Origin of the sequence: Herbaspirillum aquaticum, assembly GCF_002213425.1 — a bacterium.
Lineage (GTDB): Bacteria > Pseudomonadota > Gammaproteobacteria > Burkholderiales > Burkholderiaceae_D > Herbaspirillum > Herbaspirillum aquaticum.
Genome location: NZ_NJGV01000007.1, coordinates 245,112 through 270,965, shown reverse-complemented (window position 1 = coordinate 270,965; position 25,854 = coordinate 245,112). Strand labels below are relative to the sequence as shown.

Genomic DNA, 25,854 nt, shown 5'->3' with positions numbered 1-25,854 from the left:
CATGACGTAATATGTGCAGCGGTTGGCGGCCGGCCTCATGCTTGGCGCGCCTGCCTAAAAAATCAATCAGGGGAAATCATGAAGTCCGGACTGGCTTTGAGCTTGCTCGCCCTTCTCACTTTATCCGGGTGTGAAACCTATCGCATCACCGGTTATCAACCATCGCCAGCGACGACAGCGGCTATCCTGGCATCCAGGCCCGTGCCCGTGGCGGTCATGCCGTTTTCGGCAAGCAAGCCCGGCCTGGCTTCCATCACGTGCCGCGCAGCAGGGCCGGTGACCGTTGCGCCGCATTTTGCGGGCTATATCGAGAACGCCTTCATCATCGAACTGCGCAAGGCCGGCGCCTATGACCCGACCTCGCCCATCAAGATCAGCGGCAAGCTCGAAGAAATCGATTTCAGTACCAGCATCACCACGACAACATGGATGCTTTCGCTGACGGTCTCCGATGCCAACCAGAAAAGCTTCACGGTTCAATCCACCCAGCAGTTCGAGGGGAGCTTGTTTGCCCCGGTCGCCTGCAGCATGGCGCGGGACTATTTCATTCCGGCCGTACAGAAACTGGTGCGCGAGGTACTGCTGGATCCGCGTTTCAAACAGATGACCAAACCGGTGCGGGATCTCCTCACGCAGGCTCCAGACCTCTCCGGGAGTGAAGTAAGATAGCGCGTGACCGGCAGTCTCCGGTCATGCGTCATCCATCAGCAATCAATAATCAACCAAATCAAATCGATCAAGGGGAATCATGCTGAAAAGGATTCTGGGACTGGCCGCGCTATGCGCGACCCTGCTGCTCACTGGTTGCGCCACCGTCAAACCAATGGCCTACTCCACCGATGCGCCGCAGGCTGCGGCCAATGACAAGGTGGTCTACCTGATGACGGCCACCATCAGGAATATCTACCGCCCTTCTTATCAGCCCAAGTTGCTGGTGGCGCATGTCGAGATGCCCAATGCCCAGAGCAAGGAAGAGCGCATCAACTTCAAGATCGATGCCGAAGGCAGCCTCGAAAACAGCACGCCCGAAGTCGGCAATACCTATCTCCTGCGCATGGAACTGCCGCCGGGTGAATACAAGCTGGTGGGCCTGACCTGCCTGAACAAATCCTTCCCCTTCACCGTCAACTATCTCGTCCCCATCCATGCCACCGTCAACCAGACCGTGCCGGGCACCTATTATCTCGGCCACGTGGAGGCACTCCTGCGAGAGCGACAAGGCAGCGAATTCCGTGCCGGACCGCCCATCCCGCTGGTAGATCAATCCATAGGAGGCGCTTCAGGCGGGAGCTTTGACGTGGTGTTCTCCGATCGCTGGACGGAAGACTCAGAACTCTTCGTGACGCATTTCCCTGCCATGAAGGACTTGAAGGTGGCCAGCGCACCGCTGCCGCCATTCGATCGCGCCTACGCCCAGAAATGGTGGGAAGACCACTGAGCCCAGCCTGAGCTGATCCGGCCTTTCCGAGAAATGCCGCTGCCCGTAAAGTGCAGCGGCATTTTTTCTGGAGCCCCCTATCCCCATACCTCCGCCACCCGCAACAAATTGGTACTGCCCGGCTGCCCGAAAGGCATGCCCGCGGTGATCGCGATCTGGTCTCCCTTGCGTGCAAACCCTTCGCGCACGGCCGCCTGGCAGGCGGCGCTGACCATCTGGCGCTCGTCATGCACGGCTTCGCTGATGGTGGAATGCACGCCCCACACCAGCGCCAGCCGCCGTGCCGTGGCCAGTTGCGGCGTGATGCAGAGGATGGGCGCCGCAGGACGTTCACGCGCTGCGCGCAGGCTGGTATGCCCCGAGCTGGTATAGGTCACCGTGGCGCTGGCGCCGAGGATGCCGGTGACGTCGCGCAGCGCCGCGCAGATGGCGTCGGGCCGGTTGCGCTCGGGGGCGGCGTATTGCGCCTGCATCAGCGTGCGATACAGCGGATCCTTCTCCACCTCCGCAATCACCCGGTCCATCATCGTGACCGCTTGCAAGGGATAGCTGCCATTGGCCGATTCGGCCGAGAGCATCACCGCATCCGATCCGTCATAGATCGCACTGGCCACATCCGAGACTTCGGCCCGCGTGGGTACCGGTGCGGCGATCATCGACTCCAGCATCTGCGTGGCGATCACGATGGGCTTGCCCTGCTGGCGGCAGGCACGCAGGATGCGCTTTTGCGTGCCCGGCACGCACTCCGGCGGCAGCTCCACACCGAGATCGCCGCGGGCCACCATGATGGCGTCGGACACGGCCACGATCTCGTCGAGCCGCTCCAGTGCGGCCGGTTTCTCCAGCTTGGAGAGGATGGACGCGCGCCCCGCCACCAGTGCACGCGCCTCCAGCACATCCTCGGGGCGCTGGACGAAGGACAATGCGATCCAGTCCGCGCCCATCTCCAGCGCGAAGTCCAGGTCACGGCGATCCTTGGCGGTCAGCGCGGGAATCGGCAAGACCGCATCGGGCACATTGACGCCCTTGCGGTCGGAGACCACGCCACCATTGACCACGCGCGTACGAATGGCATCGCCCTGGCTGGCTTCCACCTGCAAGCGCAGCTTGCCGTCGTCGATGAGCAGGCTCTGTCCTGCGTGAATGGCCTCGAACAATTCAGGATGCGGCAGGCAGACGCGGTGCTGGTCGCCAGGGGCGGCATCACGGTCGAGGGTGAACACGTGTCCGGCCTGCAGCACTGCCCTGCCCCCGGCGAACTGGCCGATGCGCAGCTTGGGTCCCTGCAGGTCGGCCAGCACGCCGATGGGGCGGCCGACTTCGCGCTCCACCTGGCGCACGATCTGGTAACGCGCGTGATGATCGGCATGGCTGCCATGACTGAAGTTGAAACGGAACACGTCGGCCCCGGCGTCGAAGAGCGCGCGGATCATCTCCGGCGTGGCGCTGGAGGGGCCCAGGGTGGCGACGATTTTGGCCTGGCGCAGGCGGCGCATAACAATCTCCCGTAATGCTGGTTGTGATGACGTGGTCGACATGCGCAAATGCGCAAGCGATGAGGGCTTGCCCGCGGCAAGCCCTCCTGGGGATGATGGTGTCCGCTCAGGAAGCCTTGGCAATCTCGTGATTGGACAGGATCTCCACCGCCCGGCACAGCGCCGAGTGATCCATCCCCGCCAGTCCATTGGCGGCGCAGGCATTCATCAGCTCCTGGGCTGCCGCCGTATTGGGCAAGCTGATGCCCAGCGCCTTGGCGCCTTGCAGGGCCAGGTTCAGGTCCTTCTGGTGCAGTTCGATACGGAAGCCCGGTGCGAAGGTCCGCTTGACCATGCGCTCGCCGTGCACCTCCAGTATGCGTGAGGAAGCAAAGCCGCCCATGAGCGCCTGCCGCACCCGTGCCGGATCGGCCCCGGCCTTGGAGGCAAAGAGCAAGGCCTCGGCCACGGCCTGGATGTTCAGGGCCACGATGATCTGGTTGGCGACCTTGGTGGTCTGGCCATCGCCGTTGCCGCCGACCAGGGTGATGTTCTTGCCCATCAGCTCGAACAGCGGCTTGACGTCATTGAAAGCCGATTCCGAACCACCGACCATGATGGTGAGCGAAGCCGCCTTGGCCCCCACTTCACCGCCCGAGACCGGCGCATCCAGGTACTGGCAGCCCAGCGCATTGATCTTCTGCGCAAACTCCTTGGTGGCGATGGGCGAGATGGAGCTCATGTCCACCACGATCTTGCCCGGCGAGAGTCCTTCGGCCACGCCCTTCTCGCCAAAGAGAACCGCCTGTACGTGCGGCGTATCCGGCACCATGACGATGACGATGTCGGCGCGGCGCGCTACTTCGGCACCCGACGTGCAAACCGTGGCACCGCCCTCCAGCAAGGGGGCGGGGGGATTTTTCTGGTCGTGCAGGTAGAGCTTGTGGCCGCCCTTCTGCAGGTTGTCCGCCATGGGTGCGCCCATGATGCCCAGGCCGATGAATCCAACTTTTGCCATGCTGTGTCTCCTCAAGAAAGATGAAATCCTGCTGTCATGTGTTCAGGCTGCCTGCAATCCGTGTTGCGCGATCCAGCCCAGGCCGGCGGTGGTCCCGGCCTGCGGCTTGTATTCGCAGCCGATCCAGCCGCGATAGCCGATGTCCTCCAGCCAGTTGAACAGGTAGCGGTAATTGATCTCGCCGCTGCCGGGTTCACCGCGTCCGGGGTTGTCGGCCAGCTGCACGTGGCCGATCAGTGAGAGGTTGGCCTTGAGCGTATTGGCCAGTTCGCCCTCCATGCGCTGCATGTGATAGATGTCGTATTGCACGAAGAGATTGTCCGAGCCCGTGGCCAGGATCAGCTCCACCGCCTGGCGCGTGGTATTGAGGAAGAAGCCGGGAATGTCGAAGTGATTGATCGGCTCGATCAGCAGGCGGATGCCCTGTTCCTTCAAGCGCGTGGCCGCGTATTTCAGGTTGCCGACCAGCACCTCGCGCGCCGCTTCGCGCGAGACGCCCGGCGGCAGGATGCCGACCAGGCAATTGAGCTGCGGCACTTCCAGCACGCGGGCGTAGCGGATGGCTTCATCGACCCCGGCCCGGAACTCGGCCACGCGATCGGGATGGCAGGCGATGCCGCGTTCACCGGCGTCCCAGTTGCCGGCGGGAAGATTGTGCAGCACCAGTTGCAGGCGATGCGTGCGCAATTGGTCGGCGATCTGTTCCGGTGCGAAGGCATAGGGGAAAAGGAATTCCACTGCCCGGAAGCCGGCCTGCGATGCGGCCTGGAAGCGTTCCAGGAAAGGCTGTTCGGTAAACAGCATGGTGAGGTTGGCGGCGAGTCTGGTCATGGCGGGTCTCCTTGTTTTTCAGTCGAGCAGGCTGATGGCGGTGGGCGCATCGTCGGCGCGCTCGGCCAGGGGTTCGAATTCATTGATGGCATCGATCTCGGTGCCCATGGCGATATTGGTGACACGTTCCAGGATGATTTCCACCACCACCGGTACGCGGTACTCGGCCATCCAGCGCTGGGCCTGGGCAAAGGCATCCTGGATGGCATTGGGATCGGTGACGCGGATGGCCTTGCAGCCCAGGCCCTCGACCACGGCCACGTGGTCCACGCCATAGCCGTTCAGTTCGGGGGCGTTGATGTTTTCGAAAGCCAGCTGCACGCAGTAATCCATCTCGAAGCCGCGCTGTGCCTGGCGAATCAGGCCGAGGTAGGAGTTGTTGACCAGCACGTGCAGGTAAGGCAGCTTGAACTGCGCGCCCACGGCGAGTTCCTCGATCATGAACTGGAAGTCATAGTCGCCCGAGATGGCCACCACCTTCTTCTGCGGATCGGCCGCCACCACACCCAGTGCCGCAGGAATGGTCCAGCCCAGCGGCCCGGCCTGGCCGCAATTGATCCAATGGCGATCGCGATAGACGTGCAGGAATTGCGCGGCGGCGATCTGCGAGAGGCCAATGGTGGCCACGTAGCAGGTCTCGCGACCGAAGGCGCGGTTCATTTCCTCATACACGCGTTGCGGCTTGACGGGCGTGTCATTGAAGTGGGTGCGCCGCTGCAGGCTCTTCTTGCGCTGCTGGCATTCGGCCAGCCAGGCCGAGCGGTCGGGCAGGCGCCCGGCGGCCTTCCACTCTTTAGCGACCTCGACGAACAGCTTCAACGCGGCACCGGCGTCGCTGACGATGCCGTAATCCGGCCCGAAGACGCGGCCGATCTGGGTCGGTTCGATATCGACATGGACGAAGGTACGGCCCTTGGTGAAGACATCGATGGACCCGGTATGGCGATTGGCCCAGCGGTTGCCGATGCCGAGCACGAAGTCCGAGGCCAGCAGGGTCGCATTGCCGTAGCGGTGGCTGGTTTGCAGGCCGACCATGCCGGCCATCTGCGGGTGGTCGTCGGCAATGGTGCCCCAGGCCATGAGGGTCGGGATCACCGGGATGCCGGTGAGCTCGGCGAACTCCACCGCCAGTGCGGCTGCATCGGCGTTGACCACACCGCCGCCGATGGTCAGCAGCGGGCGCTGTGCCGCGTTGAGCATGTCGAATGCTTTTTCGATCTGGGCGCGGGTGGCGGCGGGACGATAGACCGGGAGCGGCGCGTAGGTATCCGGGTCGAAATCGATCTCCGCCATTTGTACATCGAAAGGCAGGTCGATCAAGACCGGGCCGGGGCGGCCGGAACGCATCAGGTGGAAGGCTTGCTGGAACACGCGCGGCACCAGGGCTGGTTCGCGCACGGTCACGGCCCATTTGGTGACGGGCTTGGCGATGGATTCGATGTCGACGGCCTGGAAATCTTCCTTGTAGAGCCGGGCGCGGGGGGCCTGGCCGGTGATGCAGAGGATGGGGATGGAATCGGCCTGGGCCGAATAGAGCCCGGTGATCATGTCGGTCCCGGCCGGACCCGAGGTACCGATGCACAGCCCGATGTTGCCGGCCTTGGCGCGGGTATAGCCCTCGGCCATGTGGGAGGCCCCCTCCACGTGGCGCGCCAGGATATGGCTGATGCCGCCGTGTTTCTTCAAGGCCGAGTAGAAGGGATTGATCGCGGCGCCGGGCACGCCGAAGGCTTGCAGGCAGCCCTCCTTGACCAATACGTGCACTGCCGCGTCAACTGCTCTCATCTTTGCCATGCTCGTTCTCCAGGATGTCCGTTGGTGGATGTGTGATCGCTGGAGGCCATGCTAGTCATTACAAATCCGGATGATAAGTATCATCACAGTCCACTGATTACTGAGCAAAAGTATGGAAACATCCAAAAAGTATTGAATTACACTCAGGCCGGGAGGGATTGATGGACAAGCTCAAGCAGATCGAAGCATTCGTGCTGGTGGTGGACAAGGGCAGCCTGGCGGCTGCGGCGCTGGAAGAGAAGGTGACGCCGGTGATGATGGGGCGGCGCATTGATGCGTTGGAGAAGCGCTTGGGCACCAAGCTCATGCATCGCACGACGCGGCATTTGACGTTGACGGAGCAAGGCAGCGTATTCCTGGATCATTGCCGCAAGTTGCTGGAGCAGATGGACACGGCCGAGAAGAGCATTGCCGAGGGCCGCCACAAGGCCACGGGCCACCTGGTGGTCTCGACCCCGGCGGCGTATGGCCGGCTGCATGTGGCACCGCATGCACCGGCGTTTTTGGCGGCGCATCCGGAGGTGCAGATTTCATTCAACCTGACCGATCGCGTGGTCGATCTTGTGCGCGAGGGGTATGACCTGGGCATTCGCATTGGCGGCGCGATTGAACCGAGCTTTGTGGCGGTGAGGTTGGCGAGCAACCGGCGGGTGGTATGTGCGGCGCCGGAGTATTTGCATCGTCATGGTGTTCCGCGCACGCTGGATGATTTGGCGCAGCACAATTGCCTGGCGTTCAATTTGCAGGGAGGGCAGCAGCGCGGGTGGTATTTCCAGCAGGGTGGCAAGCCGGTGATTGCCAAGGTGCAGGGCAATCTTGATTGCAATGATGGGGAGTTGCTGCATCGCTGGGCCAGTGAAGGGCTGGGGCTGGCGTGGCGGTCGACGTGGGAGATCCAGGCGCAGCTGGCGTCGGGGGAGTTGGTGACGGTGTTGGATGAGTATGCTTTGCCGCATTACGACATCATGGCGGTGTATCCGCAGCAGCGGCATTTGCCGGCGAAGACAAGGTTTTTCATTGATTACCTGAAGGAAGTTTACGGGCAACACGATTACTGGAACCGGGCACGGAAGCTGTGAAGCAGAGGATGGCGCGCCTTCGATACGGCCCTGACGGGCCTGCTCAGGACGAACGGGCGTCGATGAAACAAGGTGAAAAACCAAAGCCGACGAAGCCGCAGGCGAGTACGACCGATGCCGAAGGCGAGCAAAACAGGGCGATGCCGCAGGCGAGCCCGGGAGGGGGTTGTCCCCATAGAGCCAGCCGTCGCAGCGGAGCGAAAAGTGGATCAGAAGGATAGTCGGAGCGAAGCGACTCTATCCTTCCCACTTTTCGCTCCGCTGCGACGGGGACCCTCCGCAGGAGGGCTGGCTCTTTGGGGTCGCCTTCTTTTGCTTACTTTTCTTGGCGAGACAAGAAAAGTGAGCGGCTGCCGGGCCGCTCCCGGCGCTCCGTTCCGCCCGGAGAGAGAAAGCAATTAAGCTAGAGCGCAGGAAAGCATTCCGTGCAGACTACCCAAAACGCCAAAACGCCAGAGCACCAAAACACCAAAACACCAGCATTAAGAAAACCTTAACGCTGACCAAAACCTGCATTAACCGGACGTAAATCCGGGTAAAGACGAACAGCTGCCAGCACCGAGATCAAATCAGATCAGAACTGCTCCCACTGATCCGAGTCCTTCTCAGGAGAATCGCCGATCAGCTCGGCGCGCTTTGCTGGCGTGGCTTTCTCGGCAAGACGCGGCTTGGCTGCAACGCGCGGTTTGACGGCGGCAGTCCCGGCTGGCTTGGCCGCGCTCCTGGCTGGCCTCGTCACCGCTGACACAGCAGCTTGCACCGGCTCCGCACCGAGCCGGAACACGCTCATCGCCTCCGACAGGATGCGTGCCTGGTCTTTCAAGGATTCTGCCGCCGCTGCAGCCTCTTCCACGAGCGCTGCATTCTGCTGCGTACTCTGGTCCATCTGGCCGATGGCGCGGTTGATTTCATCCAGACCGGCGCTTTGCTCCTGCGTGGCCGAGCTGATTTCGCCCACGATATCGCTGACCTTCCTGACACTATCGACCACCTGACCGATGGTCGTTCCGGCCTGTCCCACCAGCTCGCTACCGGCCTCGACCTTGGCCACCGAATCATTGATGAGGACCTTGATTTCCTTGGCCGCCGCCGCAGAGCGTTGCGCAAGCCCCCGCACCTCCGAGGCGACCACGGCAAAACCGCGGCCCTGCTCGCCGGCACGGGCGGCTTCCACCGCTGCATTGAGGGCCAGGATGTTGGTCTGGAAGGCGATGCCATCGATCACGCTGATGATATCGACGATGCGCTTGGACGATTCGTTGATGGAATCCATGGTCTCCACGACCTTGCCGACCACTTGCCCCCCTTCGATGGCGATACCTGACGCCGACTCGGCGAGCTTGTTGGCCTGACGCGCATTATCGGCATTCTGCTTGACCGTGGACGTGAGCTGCTCCATCGCCGAAGCCGTCTCCTCGATGGACCCGGCCTGCTCTTCCGTGCGTGCCGACAAGTCCGAGTTTCCTCGGGCGATTTCATCGGAGCCGTGGGTAATGCTGTCGGTCGCCGCACGAATCTTTCCGACGATCATCGCCAGTTGCTCCCGCATCTGCGCCACGGAATACAACAGGCTGGAGCGGTCGCCGTTCTTGAGCGCAACCTCCACGGCCAGTTCTCCGGCGGCAATTCGCGAAGCAACGGAAGCGACATCGCCGGGCTCACCGCCAAGCTGGCGCAGGATACTGCGCGTGATCAGCGTGGCCAGCACAAGTGAGACCAGCAAGCCAAAGGCTGCCACCACCAGCAACAACCGGCGGGCAGCAAAATAATCTTCGTGTGCCTGCTTGGCAGCCGCGATATTTTTGCTCACGACGACATCGCGCAACTTGCCCAGTTCATCCGTCCAGGGCTGCAAGGATCTGGCGGTATCCAACATTGCCTGTCTGGTTGCAGCAGCATCACCTTCGGCCTCAAGCTGCAGGACTTTCTTCAACTTTGGAATCACGTCACTGGCAATATCGTCGATACGCTTGAGCAACTGGCGTTCCTGCTCAGTCAGGGTGGAATCGGACTCATAGAGCTTGTGCAGGGTTTTCAGCTGGCCGTCATAGGCCAGGAGCCTGTCCTCAATCCCTTTTTTTTCCGCCGCCCTGCGCGCCGGGTCGTCCGTGCCAAGCAAGCGCTGAAGACCGATGGCCGCTCCCTGTGCTTTCCCGATGCCGCTGGCGACTGCGCTGATTTCCTGCGTGCCATAGTCCCCATTCTGGGTCAGGACGTCATTGAGCCCGCTGAGCTTAAACAAAGCCACGATAACCACAGTGGCCAAGGTCGCCAGGACAATACCGAAGCCTATGTACAGGCGCGTCTGGACTTTGAATTGTGTGAAATGCATACCCCCCCCTTTTAATGGTCATCGTATAACGGCGCAATTACGCACACACTTTAGGCTCTTTACAACATGCAACACGTGCCGGTGAACCCTATCGGAGGAAAATTAGGCCAAGCAAAGCCGCAGGCGAGTCGGAGACCTCGCGAGGCCGAAGGCGAGCCCGTGGGGGTTGCCGTCCCCATAGAGCCAGCCGTCGCAGCGGAGCGAAAAGTGGATCAGAAGGATAGTAGGAGCGAAGCGACTCTATCCTTCCCACTTTTCGCTTCGCTGCGGCGGGGACCCTCCGCAGGAGGGCTGGCTCTTTGGGGTCGCCTTCTTTTGCTTACTTTTCTTGGCGAGACAAGAAAAGTGAGCGGCTGCCGGGCCGCTCCCGGCGCTCCGTTCCGCCCGAAGAGAGAAAGCAATTAAGCTAGAGCGCAGGAAAGCATTCCGTGCAGACTACCCAAAGAAGCAAGCAAACAAGCAAGCAAATAATTTCCCCAAAACAACAAACCCCGCACCAAAAAGCCCCCACCAGATAAAGCTGGCAAAATCTCGCCTGCGAAACACCAGATTCCATACCTCCGTGTCACCAATACGCAGCAACAATCTCCAGCGCCAGCGCTGATTTCCGTCCAAGATCCCACTTATAACTCCAGGTTAATAATGGCTATGTGCCAGCCCTTACATCCCTCACATGAAATTCAACGACATTAGCAACGCTGCCAAAACAATGCGAAAAGCACCCCCACCAGCACCGCCCATTTTTTGCCTGCCCCCGGCCCCGACGCATGCCCAAGCGCATGAACAGCGCCGACGCCAGGCAAGTTTTCCGGCGCATAAAAACGGACCAAACGGAGACAACCCACAATGAACGCCTTGAACAAGTTCTTCCGCCTGGAAGAAAACGGCACCACCGTCCGCACCGAGTTGCTGGCCGGCCTGACCACCTTTTTGACGATGGCTTACATCATCTTCGTCAATCCCAGCATCCTGGGCGATGCCGGCATGCCCAAGGATTCGGTCTTTGTGGCCACCTGCGTCGCGGCGGCTGTCGGCACGCTCATCATGGGCCTGTATGCCAATTATCCGATTGGCCTGGCCCCTGGCATGGGCTTGAATGCCTACTTCGCCTATGCCGTCGTCAAGGGCATGGGTTTCCCGTGGCAGGCTGCGCTGGGCGCGGTGCTGATCTCGGGCTGCCTGTTCTTGCTGGTGAGCGTGCTGCGCGTCCGTGAGCTGATCATCAAGAGCATCCCGCAGTCCTTGCGCACGGCCATACCGGCCGGCATCGGGCTGTTCCTGGCCATCATTTCGCTCAAGAGCGCCGGCATCGTCGCCGCCAATCCGGCTACCTTCGTCACCCTCGGCGACCTGCACCAGCCTGCCCCGGTGATGGCCATCATCGGCTTCCTGGTGATCGTGGCACTGGACCGCCTGAAGGTGCGTGGCGCGCTGCTGATCGGCATCCTGCTGGTGACGGTGCTGTCCTTCGTCTTCGGCGGCAACCACTTCTCGGGCATCTTCGCCGCCCCACCCTCGATCGCCCCCACCTTCCTGCAGTTGGACATCAAGGGCGCCATCTCGATGGGCCTGTTGAACGTGGTGCTGGTGTTCTTCCTGGTCGAGCTGTTTGATGCAACCGGCACACTGATGGGCGTGGCCACCCGCGCCGGCCTGATGAAGGACGGCAAGATGGAGCGCCTGAACAAGGCCCTCATGGCCGACAGCACCGCCATTGTCGCCGGCTCCCTGCTGGGCACCTCCTCCACCACCGCCTACATCGAAAGCGCTGCCGGCGTGCAAGCCGGCGGCCGCACCGGCCTGACTGCGGTCGCCATCGCCGTGCTGTTCCTGCTGTGCCTGTTCATTGCGCCGCTGGCTGGCGTGGTCCCCGCCTATGCCACGGCACCGGCGCTGTTCTTCGTGGCCTGCCTGATGCTGCGCGAACTGGTGCACATCGACTGGGAAGACACCACCGAATGCGTCCCGGCCGTGATCACCGCGCTGGTGATGCCCTTCACCTACTCCATCGCCAATGGCCTGGCGCTGGGCTTCATCAGCTATGCCGGATTGAAGCTGCTGACGGGTCGTATGAAGGATGTATCAGTGGTAATCTGGATCATCGCCGCGATCTTCCTGTTCAAGATCATCTACCTCGGCGGTGAATGAGCGGCCAGACCGCCCCATGAAGTAAAAGGAAAAATCGAAGAGGCAGCCCGATCACCAGCCGGGCCGCCTCTTCGGGATCGTGACAAGAGGGAACCCGACAATCGTCCGCAACAATCACAGGCGGACAATCCGTTTCCTCTTTTGACGACCCCGGCACGTTTCTTGAATGCCATCTGGCCACGGGAGACACCACAGGCCGGCCACCGCCCCAAGCGGAGGTGCCGCCTGAAAGCAGATCCAACAACAAGAAGCACGCCCCACGATACGCCCTGGAGCGCGCCATAAAGCAGTCTGTTTTGTATCCATTTCGAGTAAAAGCCAAATGCCAGAGACCACCCGCCCCATCCAGTTCTACTTTCGCGGCCAGACCCACGAAGTAGCAGGCCAACCCACCACCCGCACCGTTCTGCAGCATCTGCGCGAGGACCTGCATTGCACCGGCACCAAGGAAGGCTGTGCCGAAGGCGATTGCGGTGCCTGCACGGTGGTCGTGGGCGAACTGCGCGATGACCAGCTGGAACTGAAGACGGTCAATGCCTGCATCCAATTCCTGCCCACGCTGGACGGCCGTGCCTTGTTCACCGTGGAAGACCTGAAGCAAGCCGACGGCTGCCTGCATCCGGTGCAGCAGGCCATGGTGGAATGCCATGGCTCGCAATGCGGCTTCTGCACGCCGGGCTTCGTGATGTCGCTGTGGGGCCTGTACCTCAAGCATGACAAGGACGGCATCACGCCCGACAAGCGCGAGATAGACGATGCCCTCTCCGGCAACCTGTGCCGCTGCACCGGCTATCGCCCCATCATCGATGCGGCGCGCCGCATGGGCGAACTGCCCAAGGTCGAGTTCGACCGCGAGGCCGTCAAGACTGCCCTGCGCGCCATCGACCAGGACACGCCGCTGGCCGTCACGCATGCAGGCCAGACCTTCCACGCCCCGCGCACCCTGGCACAGCTGGTGCAACTGCGCGCCGACCTGCCCAAGGCGCGCATCCTGGCCGGCTCCACCGACGTGGGCCTGTGGGTGACCAAGCAGATGCGCGAGCTGGGCGATATCGTCTACATCGGCCGCGTGGAAGAACTGCGCGCCATGCAGGTGCAGGACGGCATGCTGGAGATCGGCGCCGGTGTCTCGCTGGAAGAGGCCTATGCCGAGGCTGCACGCCACTATCCGCAAGAGCTGTCGGAACTGTGGCAGCGCTTCGCCTCCCTGCCGGTGCGCAATGCCGGCACGCTGGGCGGCAACGTCGCCAATGGTTCGCCCATCGGCGACTCCATGCCCTGGCTGATCGCACTGGGCACGCAGATCGTGCTGGCCAGCGTGCGCGGCCAGCGCGTCATGCCGCTGGAAGACTTCTACCTGGCTTACCAGAAGTCAGCCCTGCAAGCCGATGAAGTGGTGCAGGCCGTGCGCATCCCGCTGCCGCGCAAGGACGTCCGCTTCCGGGTGTACAAACTCTCCAAGCGCTTCGACCAGGACATCTCTGCAGTCTGCGCCGCCTTCGCGCTGCGCATGGACGGCGACACCATCACCGAGGCGCGCATCGCCTTCGGTGGCATGGCCGCTACGCCCAAGCGCGCCGCCCACGCCGAAGCGCTGCTGCAAGGCGGCACGTGGAACGAAGCGCAAGTGCAGGCCGCCATGGCCGCGCTGGCGCAGGATTACGCGCCGCTGTCGGACATGCGGGCCAGCGCCGCCTATCGCTTGCGCACGGCGCAGAACCTGCTCTATCGCTATTGGCTGGAAACGCGCACCGATGCGCCCCTGGCACGCCAGGATGTGCGCGCCTTCGCGGTCAGCGCCGCGTGAAGCCCTTGGACCGAACCAGCAGGAGAACCGCATGAACAAGCAAACCGAACAATTCCTCAACACCCTGGTGCAGCCGCCAAAGGACTGGGCCACCGTGGGCAAGCCGCATCCGCATGAATCGGCAATCCTGCACGTGACCGGCGAAGCCACCTATACCGATGACATCCCCGAGCTGCACGGCACCCTTCATGCGGCGCTTGGCCTGTCGCAGAAGGCCCACGCACGGGTGCGCGCCATCGACCTGGAGAAGGTGAAAGCCGCGCCGGGTGTGCGTGCCGTCTTCACCGCCGCAGATATTCCGGGCGAAAACGAATGCGGTGCCATCATCCACGACGATCCAGTGCTGGCCGACGGCCTGGTGCAATACGTGGGCCAGCCGGTCTTCATCGTGGTGGCCGACAGCCATGACCAGGCCCGCCGCGCGGCGCGTCTGGCCGTGATCGACTATGAAGAACTGCCGCCCATCCTCACCCCGCGTGATGCCCATGCGGCGCAATCCTACGTGCTGCCACCGATGCATCTCACGCGCGGCGAACCGGCCGTGGCGCTGGCGCTGGCACCGCACAAGCTGCGCGGGCAATTCGATGTGGGCGGGCAGGAACAGTTTTACCTGGAAGGACAGATCTCCTATGCCATCCCCAAGGAGGGACGCGGCATGCACGTGGTTTGCTCGACCCAGCACCCCAGCGAGATGCAGCACCACATTGCCACGGTCCTGAAGCTGGCGTCGCACGATGTGCTGGTGGAATGCCGGCGCATGGGCGGCGGCTTCGGCGGCAAGGAATCGCAATCGGCGCTGTGGGCTTGTGCTGCGGCGGTTGCGGCCGCCAAGCTGCGGCGGCCGGTGAAGCTGCGCGCCGATCGCGATGACGACATGATGGTCACCGGCAAACGCCACTGCTTTGCCTATGACTACGAGATCGGCTATGACGATGACGGGCGCATCGTCGCGGCCAAGATCGACATGATCTCGCGTGCCGGTTTCTCGGCCGACCTGTCCGGCCCGGTGGCCACGCGCGCGGTCTGCCACTTCGACAATGCCTACTATCTCTCGGACGTGGAAATCCACGCCATGTGCGGCAAGACCAACACGCAATCCAATACCGCCTTCCGTGGCTTCGGCGGACCGCAGGGCGCGCTGGCCATCGAATACATCCTCGACGACATCGCCCGCAATCTGGGACGCGATCCGCTGGAGATCCGCCGCAACAATTTCTACGGGCCCAGCGATGCCGAGGGACCGGAGGCACGCAACGTCACCCACTATGGCCAGAAGGTGGAAGACAACGTCATCCACGGCCTGGTCGACCAGCTCGAACGCAGCAGCCGCTACCAGGAACGCCGCCGTGCGGTGGCCGAATTCAATGCGGGCAGCACGATATTGAAGAAAGGCCTGGCGCTCACGCCGGTGAAGTTCGGCATTTCCTTCAACGTGCCGCACCTGAACCAGGCTGGCTCGCTGGTACACGTCTATACCGACGGCTCGGTGCTGGTCAACCACGGTGGTACCGAGATGGGCCAAGGCTTGAACACCAAGGTCGCGCAAGTGGTGGCCAATGCCCTGGGGGTACCGCTGGAGAAGGTGCGCTGCACCGCCACCGATACCAGCAAGATCGCCAACACCTCGGCCACCGCCGCCTCCACCGGCAGCGACCTCAACGGCAAGGCGGCGCAAGATGCCGCGCTGCGGATCCGCGCCCGGCTGGCCGATGTGGCCGCGCGGCATTTCGGCGTCGAGGCGACGACGGTGCGCTTTGCCGATGGCCTGGTGCTGGCGGGAGAACAATCCCTGCCCTTCGTCGAACTGGTGATGAAGGCTTACCTGCAGCGGGTGCAGTTGTGGTCGGACGGTTTCTATTCCACCCCCAAGGTGCATTGGGATGCCAAGCGCATGCACGGCCATCCCTTCTTCTATTTCGCCTATGCGGCGGCGGTGTCGGAAGTGGTGATCGACACCCTTACCGGCGAATGGAAACTGCTGCAGGCCGACCTGCTGTATGACGCCGGCGAGAGCCTGAACCCGGCGCTGGACATCGGCCAGGTCGAAGGCGGATTCATCCAGGGCATGGGCTGGCTGACCACCGAGGAACTGTGGTGGAACAAGGACGGCAAGCTGATGACGCATGCTCCCTCCACCTACAAGATCCCGGCCATCTCGGATTGCCCGGAAGCCTTCCGCACGGAGTTGTATGCCAACAGCAATGTGTCCGACACCATCCACCGTTCCAAGGCGGTGGGTGAACCGCCACTGCTGTTGCCGTTCTCGGTGTTCCTGGCGATCCGCGATGCGGTCTCGTCGGTGGGCGGGCATCGCGTCAATCCGCCACTGCGCGCACCAGCCACCAGCGAGGCCATCCTCGACGCGGTCGATGCCGTGCGCGCGGCTACGCTCACCCGGTAATGCGCGGCGGAGAACCATCATGACAACATGGCTGAGCGCATTACGCCGCATGCAAGAGGACAGCGTCCCGGCGGTGCTGGTGACGGTGGCGCAGATCCAGGGCTCGACCCCGCGCGAGCCGGGGGCGCGCATGCTCTATACCGCCGGTGACCAGTTCGACACCATCGGCGGTGGCCACCTCGAATGGCGCGCGGCGCAGATCGCGCGGGCCATGCTGCAGGCCGGCTCCGGCGCGCTGGCAGACCGGCGACGACTGGAACGCATCGCGCTCGGGCCCAGCCTGGGGCAGTGTTGCGGTGGCGTGGTGTTCCTCTGCTTCGAGCGCATCGATGCCGAGTCCACCGCCCTGCACACCTGGCAGACACTGGAGCAGTCCTGGTGCAGCGGTACGGACCGCTGGCGCGCCTTGCCGCTGGATCACGACGCGCCCTTGCAACTGCTGGAGAACGATCCATCTGACCTCGGCCTGCCGCCGGACGTCCTCCGTCACGCGCGCCAGACCCAGCTGGTGCGCGACGGCCAGGGCCGCCGCTGGCTGCTCGACCTGTGCCGGGCACATCAACCGCAGGTGGTACTGTTCGGCGCCGGCCATGTGGGGGCCGCCATCGTCAAGGTCTTGTCCAACCTGCCTTGCCGGGTGCTGTGGGTGGATGAGCGGGAGGACATGTTCCCGCCCGGCCTGCCGCCGCAGATCCGCATCGAGGCCACCGACGTGCCCAATGCCGCGGTCGACATGGCCGAGCCCGGCGCGTATTATCTCGTGATGACCCACAGCCACGCCCTCGACCAGCAACTGAGCGAACGCATCCTCAAGCGTGACGATGCGGCGTGGTTCGGGCTGATCGGGTCCATCACCAAGCGCAAGCAGTTCGAGCATCGCCTCTCCGAGCGCGGTTTCTCGGCCGCGCAGCTGGAACGGATCACCTGCCCCATCGGCATCCCCGGCATCTATGGCAAGGAGCCCGCCAGCATCGCCATCGCGGTGGTGGCGCAACTGATGCAACTGTGGGAACTGCGCTTTACCCACCCCAAACCCAAGGCATGGCCACTGAGTCTGGCCACACACGCTCTGGACGGCAGAGGCTGAAGGAACACCCTGCCGTCACCCTTCCGGGAATCCTGTCGACACGTCCTGGCTGATCGCACGGGGTTCCCCTTCGATTCCACTTTCGCAACACGGAATGCATCGTCACGACCATGCCTTCCAGTATGATGACCACTGAATCGACGGCCCGCGCCCGTGCGCGCGGCGCCGCCTGCATCGAGGAAACACCATGAGCCCATCCCTGCAAGCCTACCGCGCCAGCCTGCTGTATTTCGCCAACGATCCCGCCTTCGACGAGCACGCCACCCAATGGCACAGCGACGGCCTGCTGCTGGTGCAAGACGGCAAGATCCAGGCCGCCGGCGACTACGCCACGCTGGCCGCCACCCTGCCGCCCGGCACCGCCATCGAAGACCTGGGCGGCAAGATCCTTTGCCCCGGCTTCATCGATACCCACATCCACTATCCGCAGACCGACATCATCGGCTCCCCCGCGCCGGGCCTGCTGCCCTGGCTGGACAACTACACCTTCCCGGCCGAGCGCCGCTTCCAGCAGCCGGAACACGCTTCCGAAGTGGCCGATTTCTTCCTGGCCGAACTGCTGCGCAACGGCACCACCAGTGCGGCCGTGTATTGCACCGTGCATCCGCAGTCGGTGGATGCCTTCTTCGCGGCCAGCCATGCACGCAACCTGCGCATGGTGGCCGGCAAGTGCCTGATGGACCGCAATGCGCCGGATTTCCTGCGTGATACGGCCGAGTCGGGTGTGCGCGAGAGTGAGGAATTGATCGGGCGCTGGCATAACAAGGGACGCCAGCATTACGCCATTACCGTGCGCTTTGCGCCGACCTCCACCCATGAACAGATGAAGCTGGCCGGCGAACTGGCGGCACAATATCCGGACACGTATATACAAACCCACGTGGCCGAAAATACGGACGAAGTGAAATGGGTGAAGGAGCTCTATCCCGACGCCCGCAGCTACCTGGACGTGTATGACGGCTATGGCCTGATGCGCCAGCGTGCGCTGTATGCCCACTGCATCTGGCTGGATGACCAGGATCGTGCGCGCATGGCGGCCACGCAATCGGCGGCCACCTTGTGCCCGACCTCCAACCTGTTCCTGGGCAGCGGCCTGTTCGACTTCGCCCGTGCCGATGCGGCGCGCGTACCGCTGTCGCTGGCCACTGACGTCGGCGGCGGTACCAGCTTCTCGATGCTGCAGACCATGAACGAGCTCTACAAGGTCGCCCGCATGGGCGGCACTTACCTGCCGGCCCAACGCATGTTCTATCTCGCTACCCTGGGCGGTGCCCGCGCGCTTCAGCTGGAAGGCACCATCGGCAGCTTCACGCCGGGCTGCGACGCCGACTTCATCGTGCTGGATCCGCAGGCCACGCCCTTGCTGGCCCGCCGCAGCGCCACCACCGACAGCCTCGAGGAACAATTGTTCGCACTGGCCATTTTGGGTGATGACCGTGCCATTGCCGCGACCTATTCGGCGGGCGTGCGGGTGCACCAGCGCTGAAATCGTTCATATCGGTCCCGAACAGGGGGGAACCGGGCTTGCCGTTGAGGCAAGTCCGGTTTTTTTGGGGGACTTCATTTGTGGTCATTGATCCAACTTTTTCGCATGCGTGGAAACGCGAATTAAAGGAAGATCCATGCCGGATCAATTCTGGTCTGCAGCGGAATGTGCGAAACCTATGAAGCCTTTTGATATCTGCCCAAACTGTGCCGGCCAGGGAACTGTTCACTATGTCGTCTCGACGGAAAACCGCACATTTGGAGGAGAGACGTTCATCGTACCGGTGCAATATTTCTCCTGCGAGCGCTGCACAGAAAGATTCCAGACAATGGAAATGGAAGACAGCTTGGTCAAGGCCCGCGAAATGTACTGGGCAAAGCAATGCAATAGCGAGAAGTAGCGATTGAATGCTCTGCTTAGATCACTCGACCGACACCCGGCTTGCAGTCGCCCGTGTCGCCTTCTTGTGCTTCTGAATCCCCTCAGCGCGGCTGATACAGATAAAGAAAAGCCTCCACCGCCCGCTGCGCCGACGCCTGCAGCTGGTCCGCCGGAATCTCGGTGACCACGTTGAGCATGCGCACTTCCATCCATTCCGCTTCGATCAACGCGCGAAACTGCATGGCGGCGATCCAGGCGTCAGAGGAGCGCAGCTTGCCCTCCTCCATCTTGACCTTCAGGAAATCGGCAATGCGCGTCCAGCCGCGCTTCGGCCCCCGCTCGTACAGCAGCGGCCCCAGCTCGGACTTGCCCGCGTAATACATCCCCAGCCGCTTGACCGCCACGATCTCGGGCCGGAACACCACGCCCAGATAATGATTCGCCAGCCGCAATAAACCTGCGCGTACTTCGTCTTCATTACGCAAGGCCATGAACAATTCTTCAAACTGGCAACCCACCTGCTTGATCATCACCTCCACGAAGATTTCTTCCTTGGAGCTGAAATAGTTGTACAGCGTGGCCTTGGAGCCCCCGATACGGGCCGAGATTTCCGCCATGGAGGCGCCTTCGAAACCGATTTCGTTGAACACCTCGGCAGCGATGTCGATCATCTGCTGCCGCCGTTCTTCACTCTTCTTGCGCATGATTGTCCTGTAATGCCGGCCAGAAAACCGGCCAATCCCGAATTATAGGCGACGATGCCGCCGAAAGCCGCCTGATTGCCATCAAATCGCGGCAAAAAATCCCTGTTGCGGCAATGCCGCAAAAAGACGAGCAATTTATCGCAAAGCGCCTTGACACTTCACAAAAGCGAATACTATACTCAACTGTACAGTTTTTAAACATCGACATCCTGATTCAGTCGTTCACTCCACTCTCCACGCAAATGAACAAGAACTCATCTATCCCCGACCAGCGCGCGCCCTATCCGGCGCTGCGGTCCGAGCGGCCTACCCTGCCGTGGCGGCGGGCGGCGGCGGTCTCGGCGGCCGTGCTGGCAGCGGCGCTCATGGCCGGCTGCGCCTCCTTCACCGATCTCGGTGCGCGCGCCGAACCCAAGTCCATCGATCATTACCAGAGCAGCCAGACCCTGGCCGCCACGGGAGTGCAATCGGCCTGGCCAAACGACCAGTGGTGGACGGTCTACGGTGATGCCCAGCTCAATGCGCTCATCGCCGAAGCCCTGCAGAGCGCACCCTCCATGGCCGTCGCCAAGGCCCGCCTGATGAAGGCCGAGGGCACGGCCCAGCAACAAGGGGCGGCGCTCTATCCGCAGGTGAGCGGCAATGCCTCGCTGGACCGCATGAAGCAGTCCTACAACAACGGCGTGCCGCCGGACTTCGTGCCCAAGGGCTACAACAACGAGAGCCGCACCACGCTGGACTTCAGCTATGAAATCGACTTCTGGGGCAAGAACCGCGCCGCATTGGCCGCAGCCACCTCGGAACTGGAAGCCAGCCGTGCGGACGCCGCCCAGGCGCGCATCACCCTGGCCACCTCGATCGCCTCGGCCTACGCCGACCTGGCCCAGCTCTACGCCCAGCGCGACACCAATGCAGCTGCGCTCAAGGTGCGCGAAGAGACGCTGGACCTGTTCAACCAGCGCTTTACCAATGGCCTGGAGACACGCGGCTCGGTCAAGCAGATGGAAGCGCGCCGCGCCATCGCCCAGGCCGACCTCAAGGCCACCGACGAATCCATCGCCCTGCAACGCAACAAGCTGGCCGCACTGGCCGGGGCCGGCCCGGATCGCGGCCTGCAGCTGGCGCGCCCGCAGATCGACCTGTCCAAGCCCTTCGGCCTGCCCGCGCAACTGCCGGTGGAACTGCTGGGCCGCCGTCCCGACATCGTGGCCGCGCGCCTGCGCGCCGAAGCGGCCGGCAAGCAGATCAAGGTGGCGCGTGCTGCCTTCTATCCGAATGTGAACCTGTCGGCCTACTTCGGTTTCCAGTCGCTGGGCATCGACATGCTCACCCGCAGCGGCTCCGACATCGGCAGCTTCGGCCCGGCGATCTCGCTGCCCATCTTCAACGGCGGCCGCGTGCGCGGACAATTCCGCTCGGCCAGCGCCAGCTATGACGAAGCCGTGGCCAACTACGACCAGGCCGTCACCCAGGCCCTGCAGGATGTGGCCGATGTCGGCGTGAGCGAGAAAGCCCTGGCCGGCCGCCTGCAGGATGTGCAGGCCGCAGCCGACGCCGCCGAAGAGGCCTATCGCATCGTCAGCAACCGCTACAACGGCGGCCTCAACACTTACCTGGACGTGCTCAATGCGCAGGACACGCTCATCAGCAACCTGCGCCAGCTCTCCGACCTGCGCTCGCGCCTGTTCACCCTGGATGTCGCGCTGGTGCGCGCCCTGGGCGGCGGCTACCGCGCCGCCGGCGACAGCAAGAGCCAAGACAGCGCCACCGCGCCCCACACCGAACAGCAAGCGAAAGGTTGAACATCATGTCCCACAGCGATTCCCAAGCGGCCCACACCCTGGCCGAAGAAACCCGTCAGCGCAATGAAGAGGCCTCCAAGGCGGCCGCGGCGCAAAAGCGCAAGAAGCTCTTTTCCATCTTCGGCGGCGTGGTCGCCATCGCCGCCATCGGCTACGGCACCTATTGGTACCTGATCGGCTCGCGCTACGTCGAGACCGACAACGCCTACACCGCCACCGAAGTGGCCACCGTCACCCCGGCCATCAACGGCATCGTGGCCGCCGTCGACGTGGTCGATACCCAGGCCGTCAAGAAGGGCGACGTGCTGGTACGCATCGACGACGCCGATGCCAAGCTGGCCGTGGACCAGGCCGCCGCCGACCTGGACCGCACCGAACGCAAGGTCAAGGGCTACTTCGCCAACGATGCCGGCCTGGCCGCCCAGGTGCTGGCCCGTGAAGCCGAGCAGAAGCGCGCCAGTGCCCAGTTGCTGTCGGCGCAGGCCGATATGAAGCGTGCTGAAATCGACCTGCAGCGCCGCGAGGCGCTGGCCAAGTCGGGTTCGGTGTCGGGTGAAGAATTGAGCAATGCGCGCACTGCCCTGCTGACCGCCCAGGCCAACCTGAAGGCAGCCGAAGCCGCTGAAGTGCAGTCGCGCGCCAACATCAAGGCGACCCAGGGTGCGCAGAAGGCCAGTACCGTACTGACGGCCAATACCACCGTGGACGACAACCCGGAAGTGGTCCTGGCCCGCGCCAAGCTGGATCAGGCCAAGCTGGACCTCGAACGCACCGTGCTGCGCGCTCCGGTCGATGGCGTCATCGCCCGCCGCCAGGTGCAAGTCGGCCAGCGCGTGCAGAGCGGTGCCAGCCTGCTGTCGGTGGTGCCGCTGCAGCAGATGCACGTGGATGCCAACTTCAAGGAAGGGCAACTGACCAAGGTGCGCATCGGCCAGCCGGTGACCATGAAGGCGGACATCTATGGCGGTTCGGTGGAATACCACGGCGTCGTCACGGGTCTCTCCGGTGGCACCGGTTCGGCCTTTGCGGTGATCCCCGCGCAGAACGCCACCGGCAACTGGATCAAGGTGGTGCAGCGCCTGCCGGTGCGCATCTCGCTCGATCCCAAGGAACTGGCGCAGCGTCCGCTGTCGGTGGGCCTGTCGATGGTAGTGGAGATCGATACACGCGGCCAGGTGCAGGCCGGTGACGTCCAGCCCAAGACGGCCAGCACCGAGTCCCGCGCCGCCGCACTGTAATCCGGCGACGACAAGGAAAGACTCATCATGTCATCCACACCAAGCGCAACGGCGGGCGACCTGCCCGCCCCCAAGCCTGCCGCCCAGCCCGGTCCCTTCGAGGCCCCGCTGACCGGCGGCCAGCTGGTGGGCGCCGGCATCCTGCTGGCCGCCGCCAACTTCATCGCGGTGCTCGACACCACCATCGCCAACGTCTCGGTCTCGACCATCGCCGGCGCGCTGGGCGCCTCCACCAGCCAGGGCACCTACGTCATCACGTCCTACGCGGTGGCTGAAGCCATCACGGTGCCCCTGACCGGCTGGCTGGCCAATCGCTTCGGCACGGTGCGCGTGTTCATCCTCTCGATGGTCATGTTCGGGCTGTTCTCGGCCCTGTGCGGACTGGCCAATTCGCTGGGCATGCTGATCGCCTTCCGCGTGATGCAGGGCTTGGCCGGTGGCCCGCTGATGCCGCTGTCGCAAACTCTGCTGCTGCGCATCTTCCCCAAGGAAAAAGCGCCTGCCGCCGTGGGGCTGTGGGCCATGACCACGCTGGTGGCACCGATTGCCGGCCCGATCCTGGGCGGGGTGCTGTGCGACCAGTACAGCTGGCCCTACATCTTCTGGATCAACGTGCCGGTGGCGCTGATCTGCGGCTATCTCGGCTGGCGCATGCTCAAGCGCTTCGAGACCAAGACCAGCAAGCTGCCCATTGACCGCGTGGGGCTGATCCTGATGGTGGTCTGGGTGGCCGCCCTGCAACTGATGCTCGATGAAGGCAAGGAAAAGGACTGGTTCGCCTCCACCGAAATCGTGCTGCTGGCCGTGACTGCCGTGGTGTTCTTCATCGCCTTCCTGATCTGGGAGCTGACCGAGCACAATCCCATCGTTGACCTGCGGGTGTTCCGCCATCGCGGCTTCACCGCCAGCGTGACCACCATCTGCCTGGCCTTCGGTGCCTTCTTCGGCTCGGTGGTGTTGACGCCCCTCTGGCTGCAGGGCTACATGGGCTATACCGCCACCTGGTCGGGCTGCATCTCGGCGCTGACCGGCATCCTGGCGGTGTTGACTGCGCCCATGGTGGCCAAGATGTCCACCACCATCGATGCGCGCAAGCTGGTGTGCATCGGCGTGACCTGGCTGGGCTTCATCACCTTCCTGCGGGCCTTCAACACCACCGACATGTCGTTCTTCCAGATCGGCTGGCCGCTGTTCCTGCAGGGGATCGGACTGCCGCTGTTCTTCGTGCCGCTCACCGGCCTGGCGCTTTCCAGCGTGAACGAGGAAGAGACCGCATCGGCCGCCGGCCTCATGAGTTTCTGCCGCACCATGGCCGGGGCGATTGCCACCTCCATCGTCAATACCAGCTGGGAAAACGACGCCACCTACTTCCACGCCGAACTGTCCGGCCTGGTCGATCGTGGCGGCGATGCGGTCAACGCCATGATGGCCTCGGGCATGAGCGCCGAGCAGGCGACGGGCTCGCTGGCGCAGACGGTGCAGAACCAGGCCGTGATGCTGGCCACCAACCACATCTTCATGATGGCCGCGGTGTCCTTCTCGCTGGCGGCGCTGGCGGTGTGGCTGGCACCAAAACCGACACGGGTGGCCGATACGACCTCGGCGCACTGATCGAGCAGCTCTCCCCCACAGTCCGTCTTCCCCTGCGGACTGGGCAGGCGGCCACTTCGGTGGCCGCCTGTTTTTTTGGGCGGCCGACGCAGCACAGGTGATTTTGCTAGACTGCCCCATCGCTGTTCCCCACGCCCTATCGAGGAGACACCCTGCATGAGAGCCCTGCAAGCCCGCCGCTTCGCCATCGACGGCCTGACCCTGTCCGAGATCGACCGTCCCGTACCACGCCGTGGCGAGATCCTGGTGCGCGTGCGCGCCGCCAGCCTGAACTACCGTGACCTGGCGATCCTCTGTGGTGGCTACATGCCCCAGCTGCCCCTGCCCTATACCCCCTGCTCCGATGCCTGCGGTGTGGTCGAGGCGGTGGGCGAGGATGTGAGCCGCTTCCGGGTCGGCGAGCGCGTCATCCCGGTGTACATCCAGGGCTGGCGCGATGGCGCACTCACGCCCGAGCAGCGCAACGGCGGCAGCCTGGGAGGACCGCTCACCGGGGTGCTGCAGGATTACGTGGTGGTCCCCGCCGAAGAAGCCGTAGCCGCGCCGGACTACCTGGATGATGACCAAGCCAGTACCTTGCCGATTGCCGCCCTGACCGCCTGGTCTTGCCTGCAACAGGGCCGATTGCAGGCCGGCCAGACCGTGCTGGTGCAAGGCACCGGCGGCGTGGCCCTGTTTGCAGCGCAGTTCGCGCGGGCCGCCGGGGCGCGCGTGATCGGGCTCACCTCGTCTGACGCCAAGGCAGCCCTGCTGCGCAGCCTGGGCGTGGACACTGTCATCAACTATCGGCACACCCCCGCCTGGGGCCAGTCGGTGCGCGAGGCGACGGGCGGACGCGGGGTCGACATCGTGGTCGAAACCACCGGCAGCAGCCTGTCTGAATCGCTCACGGCGGTGCGCTTCAACGGCTTCGTGGGCGTGGTCGGCTTCGTCGGCGGAATGGAGACCTCGCTCAACATCCGCCAACTGATCGGCCCCATGATCCGCATGCAAGGCGTGGTGGTGGGTTCGCGCGCCGCACTGGAGGCGATGATCCGCATGATGGCCCTGCACCAGATCCGGCCGCTGATCGACTCGCGCTTCCCCCTGGCCCAAGCAGCCGAGGGCTTTGCCCGGATGCAACGGGGCGAGCATTCGGGAAAGATCGTCATCTCTTTCGATTGAATTCGAGGCCCCAGGCGGGTCAAACGCGGGCTGTGCGCTTGGCTGCACCGGGTCAAGG

19 protein-coding genes are annotated in these 25,854 nt (G+C 63.4%); 13 read left to right on the top strand and 6 right to left on the bottom strand.

Annotated features, from left to right (window positions below):
* Nucleotides 1–78: 78 nt before the first annotated feature.
* Together CEJ45_RS10040 and CEJ45_RS10035 are read left to right on the top strand one after the other, a co-directional pair.
* A complete protein-coding gene (locus tag CEJ45_RS10040) occupies nt 79–669 on the top strand; it encodes a hypothetical protein (RefSeq protein ID WP_141106986.1) in 591 nt (196 codons plus the stop codon).
* A gap of 79 nt (nt 670–748) precedes the next feature.
* Complete coding sequence (locus CEJ45_RS10035) at nt 749–1,438, top strand: hypothetical protein (protein WP_141106985.1); 690 nt, start codon at nt 749–751, stop codon at nt 1,436–1,438.
* Between the two features lie 77 nt (nt 1,439–1,515).
* Here CEJ45_RS10035 and pyk read toward each other — a convergent pair whose 3' ends face one another.
* The 4 genes from pyk to gcl all read right to left on the bottom strand — a co-directional run bounded on the left by pyk (nt 1,516) and on the right by gcl (nt 6,556).
* A complete protein-coding gene (pyk, locus tag CEJ45_RS10030; protein WP_088754985.1) occupies nt 1,516–2,934 on the bottom strand; it encodes a pyruvate kinase in 1,419 nt (472 codons plus the stop codon).
* Between the two features lie 106 nt (nt 2,935–3,040).
* A complete protein-coding gene (locus CEJ45_RS10025) occupies nt 3,041–3,931 on the bottom strand; it encodes a 2-hydroxy-3-oxopropionate reductase (protein WP_088754984.1) in 891 nt (296 codons plus the stop codon).
* Nucleotides 3,932–3,973: 42 nt separating this feature from the next.
* Nucleotides 3,974–4,762, bottom strand: coding sequence for a hydroxypyruvate isomerase (gene hyi, locus CEJ45_RS10020; RefSeq protein ID WP_088754983.1), 789 nt, complete (start codon nt 4,760–4,762; stop codon nt 3,974–3,976).
* Nucleotides 4,763–4,780: 18 nt separating this feature from the next.
* Nucleotides 4,781–6,556, bottom strand: coding sequence for a glyoxylate carboligase (gene gcl, locus CEJ45_RS10015; protein ID WP_088754982.1), 1,776 nt, complete (start codon nt 6,554–6,556; stop codon nt 4,781–4,783).
* Between the two features lie 161 nt (nt 6,557–6,717).
* Here gcl and CEJ45_RS10010 point away from each other — a divergent pair, with 161 nt between their 5' ends.
* Nucleotides 6,718–7,635, top strand: a complete 918-nt coding sequence (locus CEJ45_RS10010) for a LysR family transcriptional regulator (RefSeq protein WP_088754981.1) — start codon at nt 6,718–6,720, stop codon at nt 7,633–7,635.
* 574 nt (nt 7,636–8,209) lie between these two features.
* Here the strand turns inward: CEJ45_RS10010 and CEJ45_RS25285 are convergent.
* Nucleotides 8,210–9,967: a methyl-accepting chemotaxis protein gene (locus CEJ45_RS25285; protein ID WP_088754980.1), complete on the bottom strand. Its 1,758-nt coding sequence runs from the start codon at nt 9,965–9,967 to the stop codon at nt 8,210–8,212.
* A gap of 846 nt (nt 9,968–10,813) precedes the next feature.
* Between CEJ45_RS25285 and CEJ45_RS10000 the strand changes: the two genes are divergently transcribed.
* From CEJ45_RS10000 to CEJ45_RS09975, 6 genes are all read left to right on the top strand, one after another.
* Nucleotides 10,814–12,115 (top strand): NCS2 family permease, encoded by a 1,302-nt coding sequence (locus CEJ45_RS10000; RefSeq protein ID WP_039784743.1) that lies wholly within the window; start codon nt 10,814–10,816, stop codon nt 12,113–12,115.
* A 322-nt stretch (nt 12,116–12,437) separates the two neighbouring features.
* Nucleotides 12,438–13,922: a xanthine dehydrogenase small subunit gene (gene xdhA, locus CEJ45_RS09995; protein WP_088754979.1), complete on the top strand. Its 1,485-nt coding sequence runs from the start codon at nt 12,438–12,440 to the stop codon at nt 13,920–13,922.
* 31 nt (nt 13,923–13,953) lie between these two features.
* Nucleotides 13,954–16,323 (top strand): xanthine dehydrogenase molybdopterin binding subunit, encoded by a 2,370-nt coding sequence (gene xdhB, locus CEJ45_RS09990; protein ID WP_088754978.1) that lies wholly within the window; start codon nt 13,954–13,956, stop codon nt 16,321–16,323.
* A gap of 19 nt (nt 16,324–16,342) precedes the next feature.
* Nucleotides 16,343–17,410 (top strand): xanthine dehydrogenase accessory protein XdhC, encoded by a 1,068-nt coding sequence (xdhC, locus tag CEJ45_RS09985; RefSeq protein WP_088754977.1) that lies wholly within the window; start codon nt 16,343–16,345, stop codon nt 17,408–17,410.
* Nucleotides 17,411–17,597: 187 nt separating this feature from the next.
* Complete coding sequence (guaD, locus tag CEJ45_RS09980) at nt 17,598–18,896, top strand: guanine deaminase (protein ID WP_088754976.1); 1,299 nt, start codon at nt 17,598–17,600, stop codon at nt 18,894–18,896.
* A 136-nt stretch (nt 18,897–19,032) separates the two neighbouring features.
* The gene (locus CEJ45_RS09975) at nt 19,033–19,296 is read left to right on the top strand and encodes a hypothetical protein (protein ID WP_088754975.1); all 264 of its coding nucleotides are present in this window, start codon (nt 19,033–19,035) and stop codon (nt 19,294–19,296) included.
* Between the two features lie 82 nt (nt 19,297–19,378).
* On the opposite strand, the gene CEJ45_RS09970 is transcribed toward CEJ45_RS09975, so the two are convergent.
* Complete coding sequence (locus CEJ45_RS09970) at nt 19,379–19,981, bottom strand: TetR/AcrR family transcriptional regulator (RefSeq protein ID WP_088754974.1); 603 nt, start codon at nt 19,979–19,981, stop codon at nt 19,379–19,381.
* 242 nt (nt 19,982–20,223) lie between these two features.
* On the opposite strand from CEJ45_RS09970, the gene CEJ45_RS09965 reads away from it, so the two are divergent.
* The 4 genes from CEJ45_RS09965 to CEJ45_RS09950 all read left to right on the top strand — a co-directional run bounded on the left by CEJ45_RS09965 (nt 20,224) and on the right by CEJ45_RS09950 (nt 25,796).
* Nucleotides 20,224–21,783, top strand: a complete 1,560-nt coding sequence (locus tag CEJ45_RS09965) for an efflux transporter outer membrane subunit (RefSeq protein WP_277622414.1) — start codon at nt 20,224–20,226, stop codon at nt 21,781–21,783.
* 5 nt (nt 21,784–21,788) lie between these two features.
* Nucleotides 21,789–23,021 (top strand): HlyD family efflux transporter periplasmic adaptor subunit, encoded by a 1,233-nt coding sequence (locus tag CEJ45_RS09960; RefSeq protein ID WP_187697656.1) that lies wholly within the window; start codon nt 21,789–21,791, stop codon nt 23,019–23,021.
* 27 nt (nt 23,022–23,048) lie between these two features.
* A complete protein-coding gene (locus CEJ45_RS09955; protein ID WP_187697655.1) occupies nt 23,049–24,632 on the top strand; it encodes a DHA2 family efflux MFS transporter permease subunit in 1,584 nt (527 codons plus the stop codon).
* 156 nt (nt 24,633–24,788) lie between these two features.
* Entirely contained in the window at nt 24,789–25,796 is a 1,008-nt protein-coding gene (locus tag CEJ45_RS09950; RefSeq protein WP_088754972.1) for a zinc-dependent alcohol dehydrogenase family protein, read from the top strand.
* The last annotated feature ends 58 nt before the right edge of the window (nt 25,797–25,854 follow it).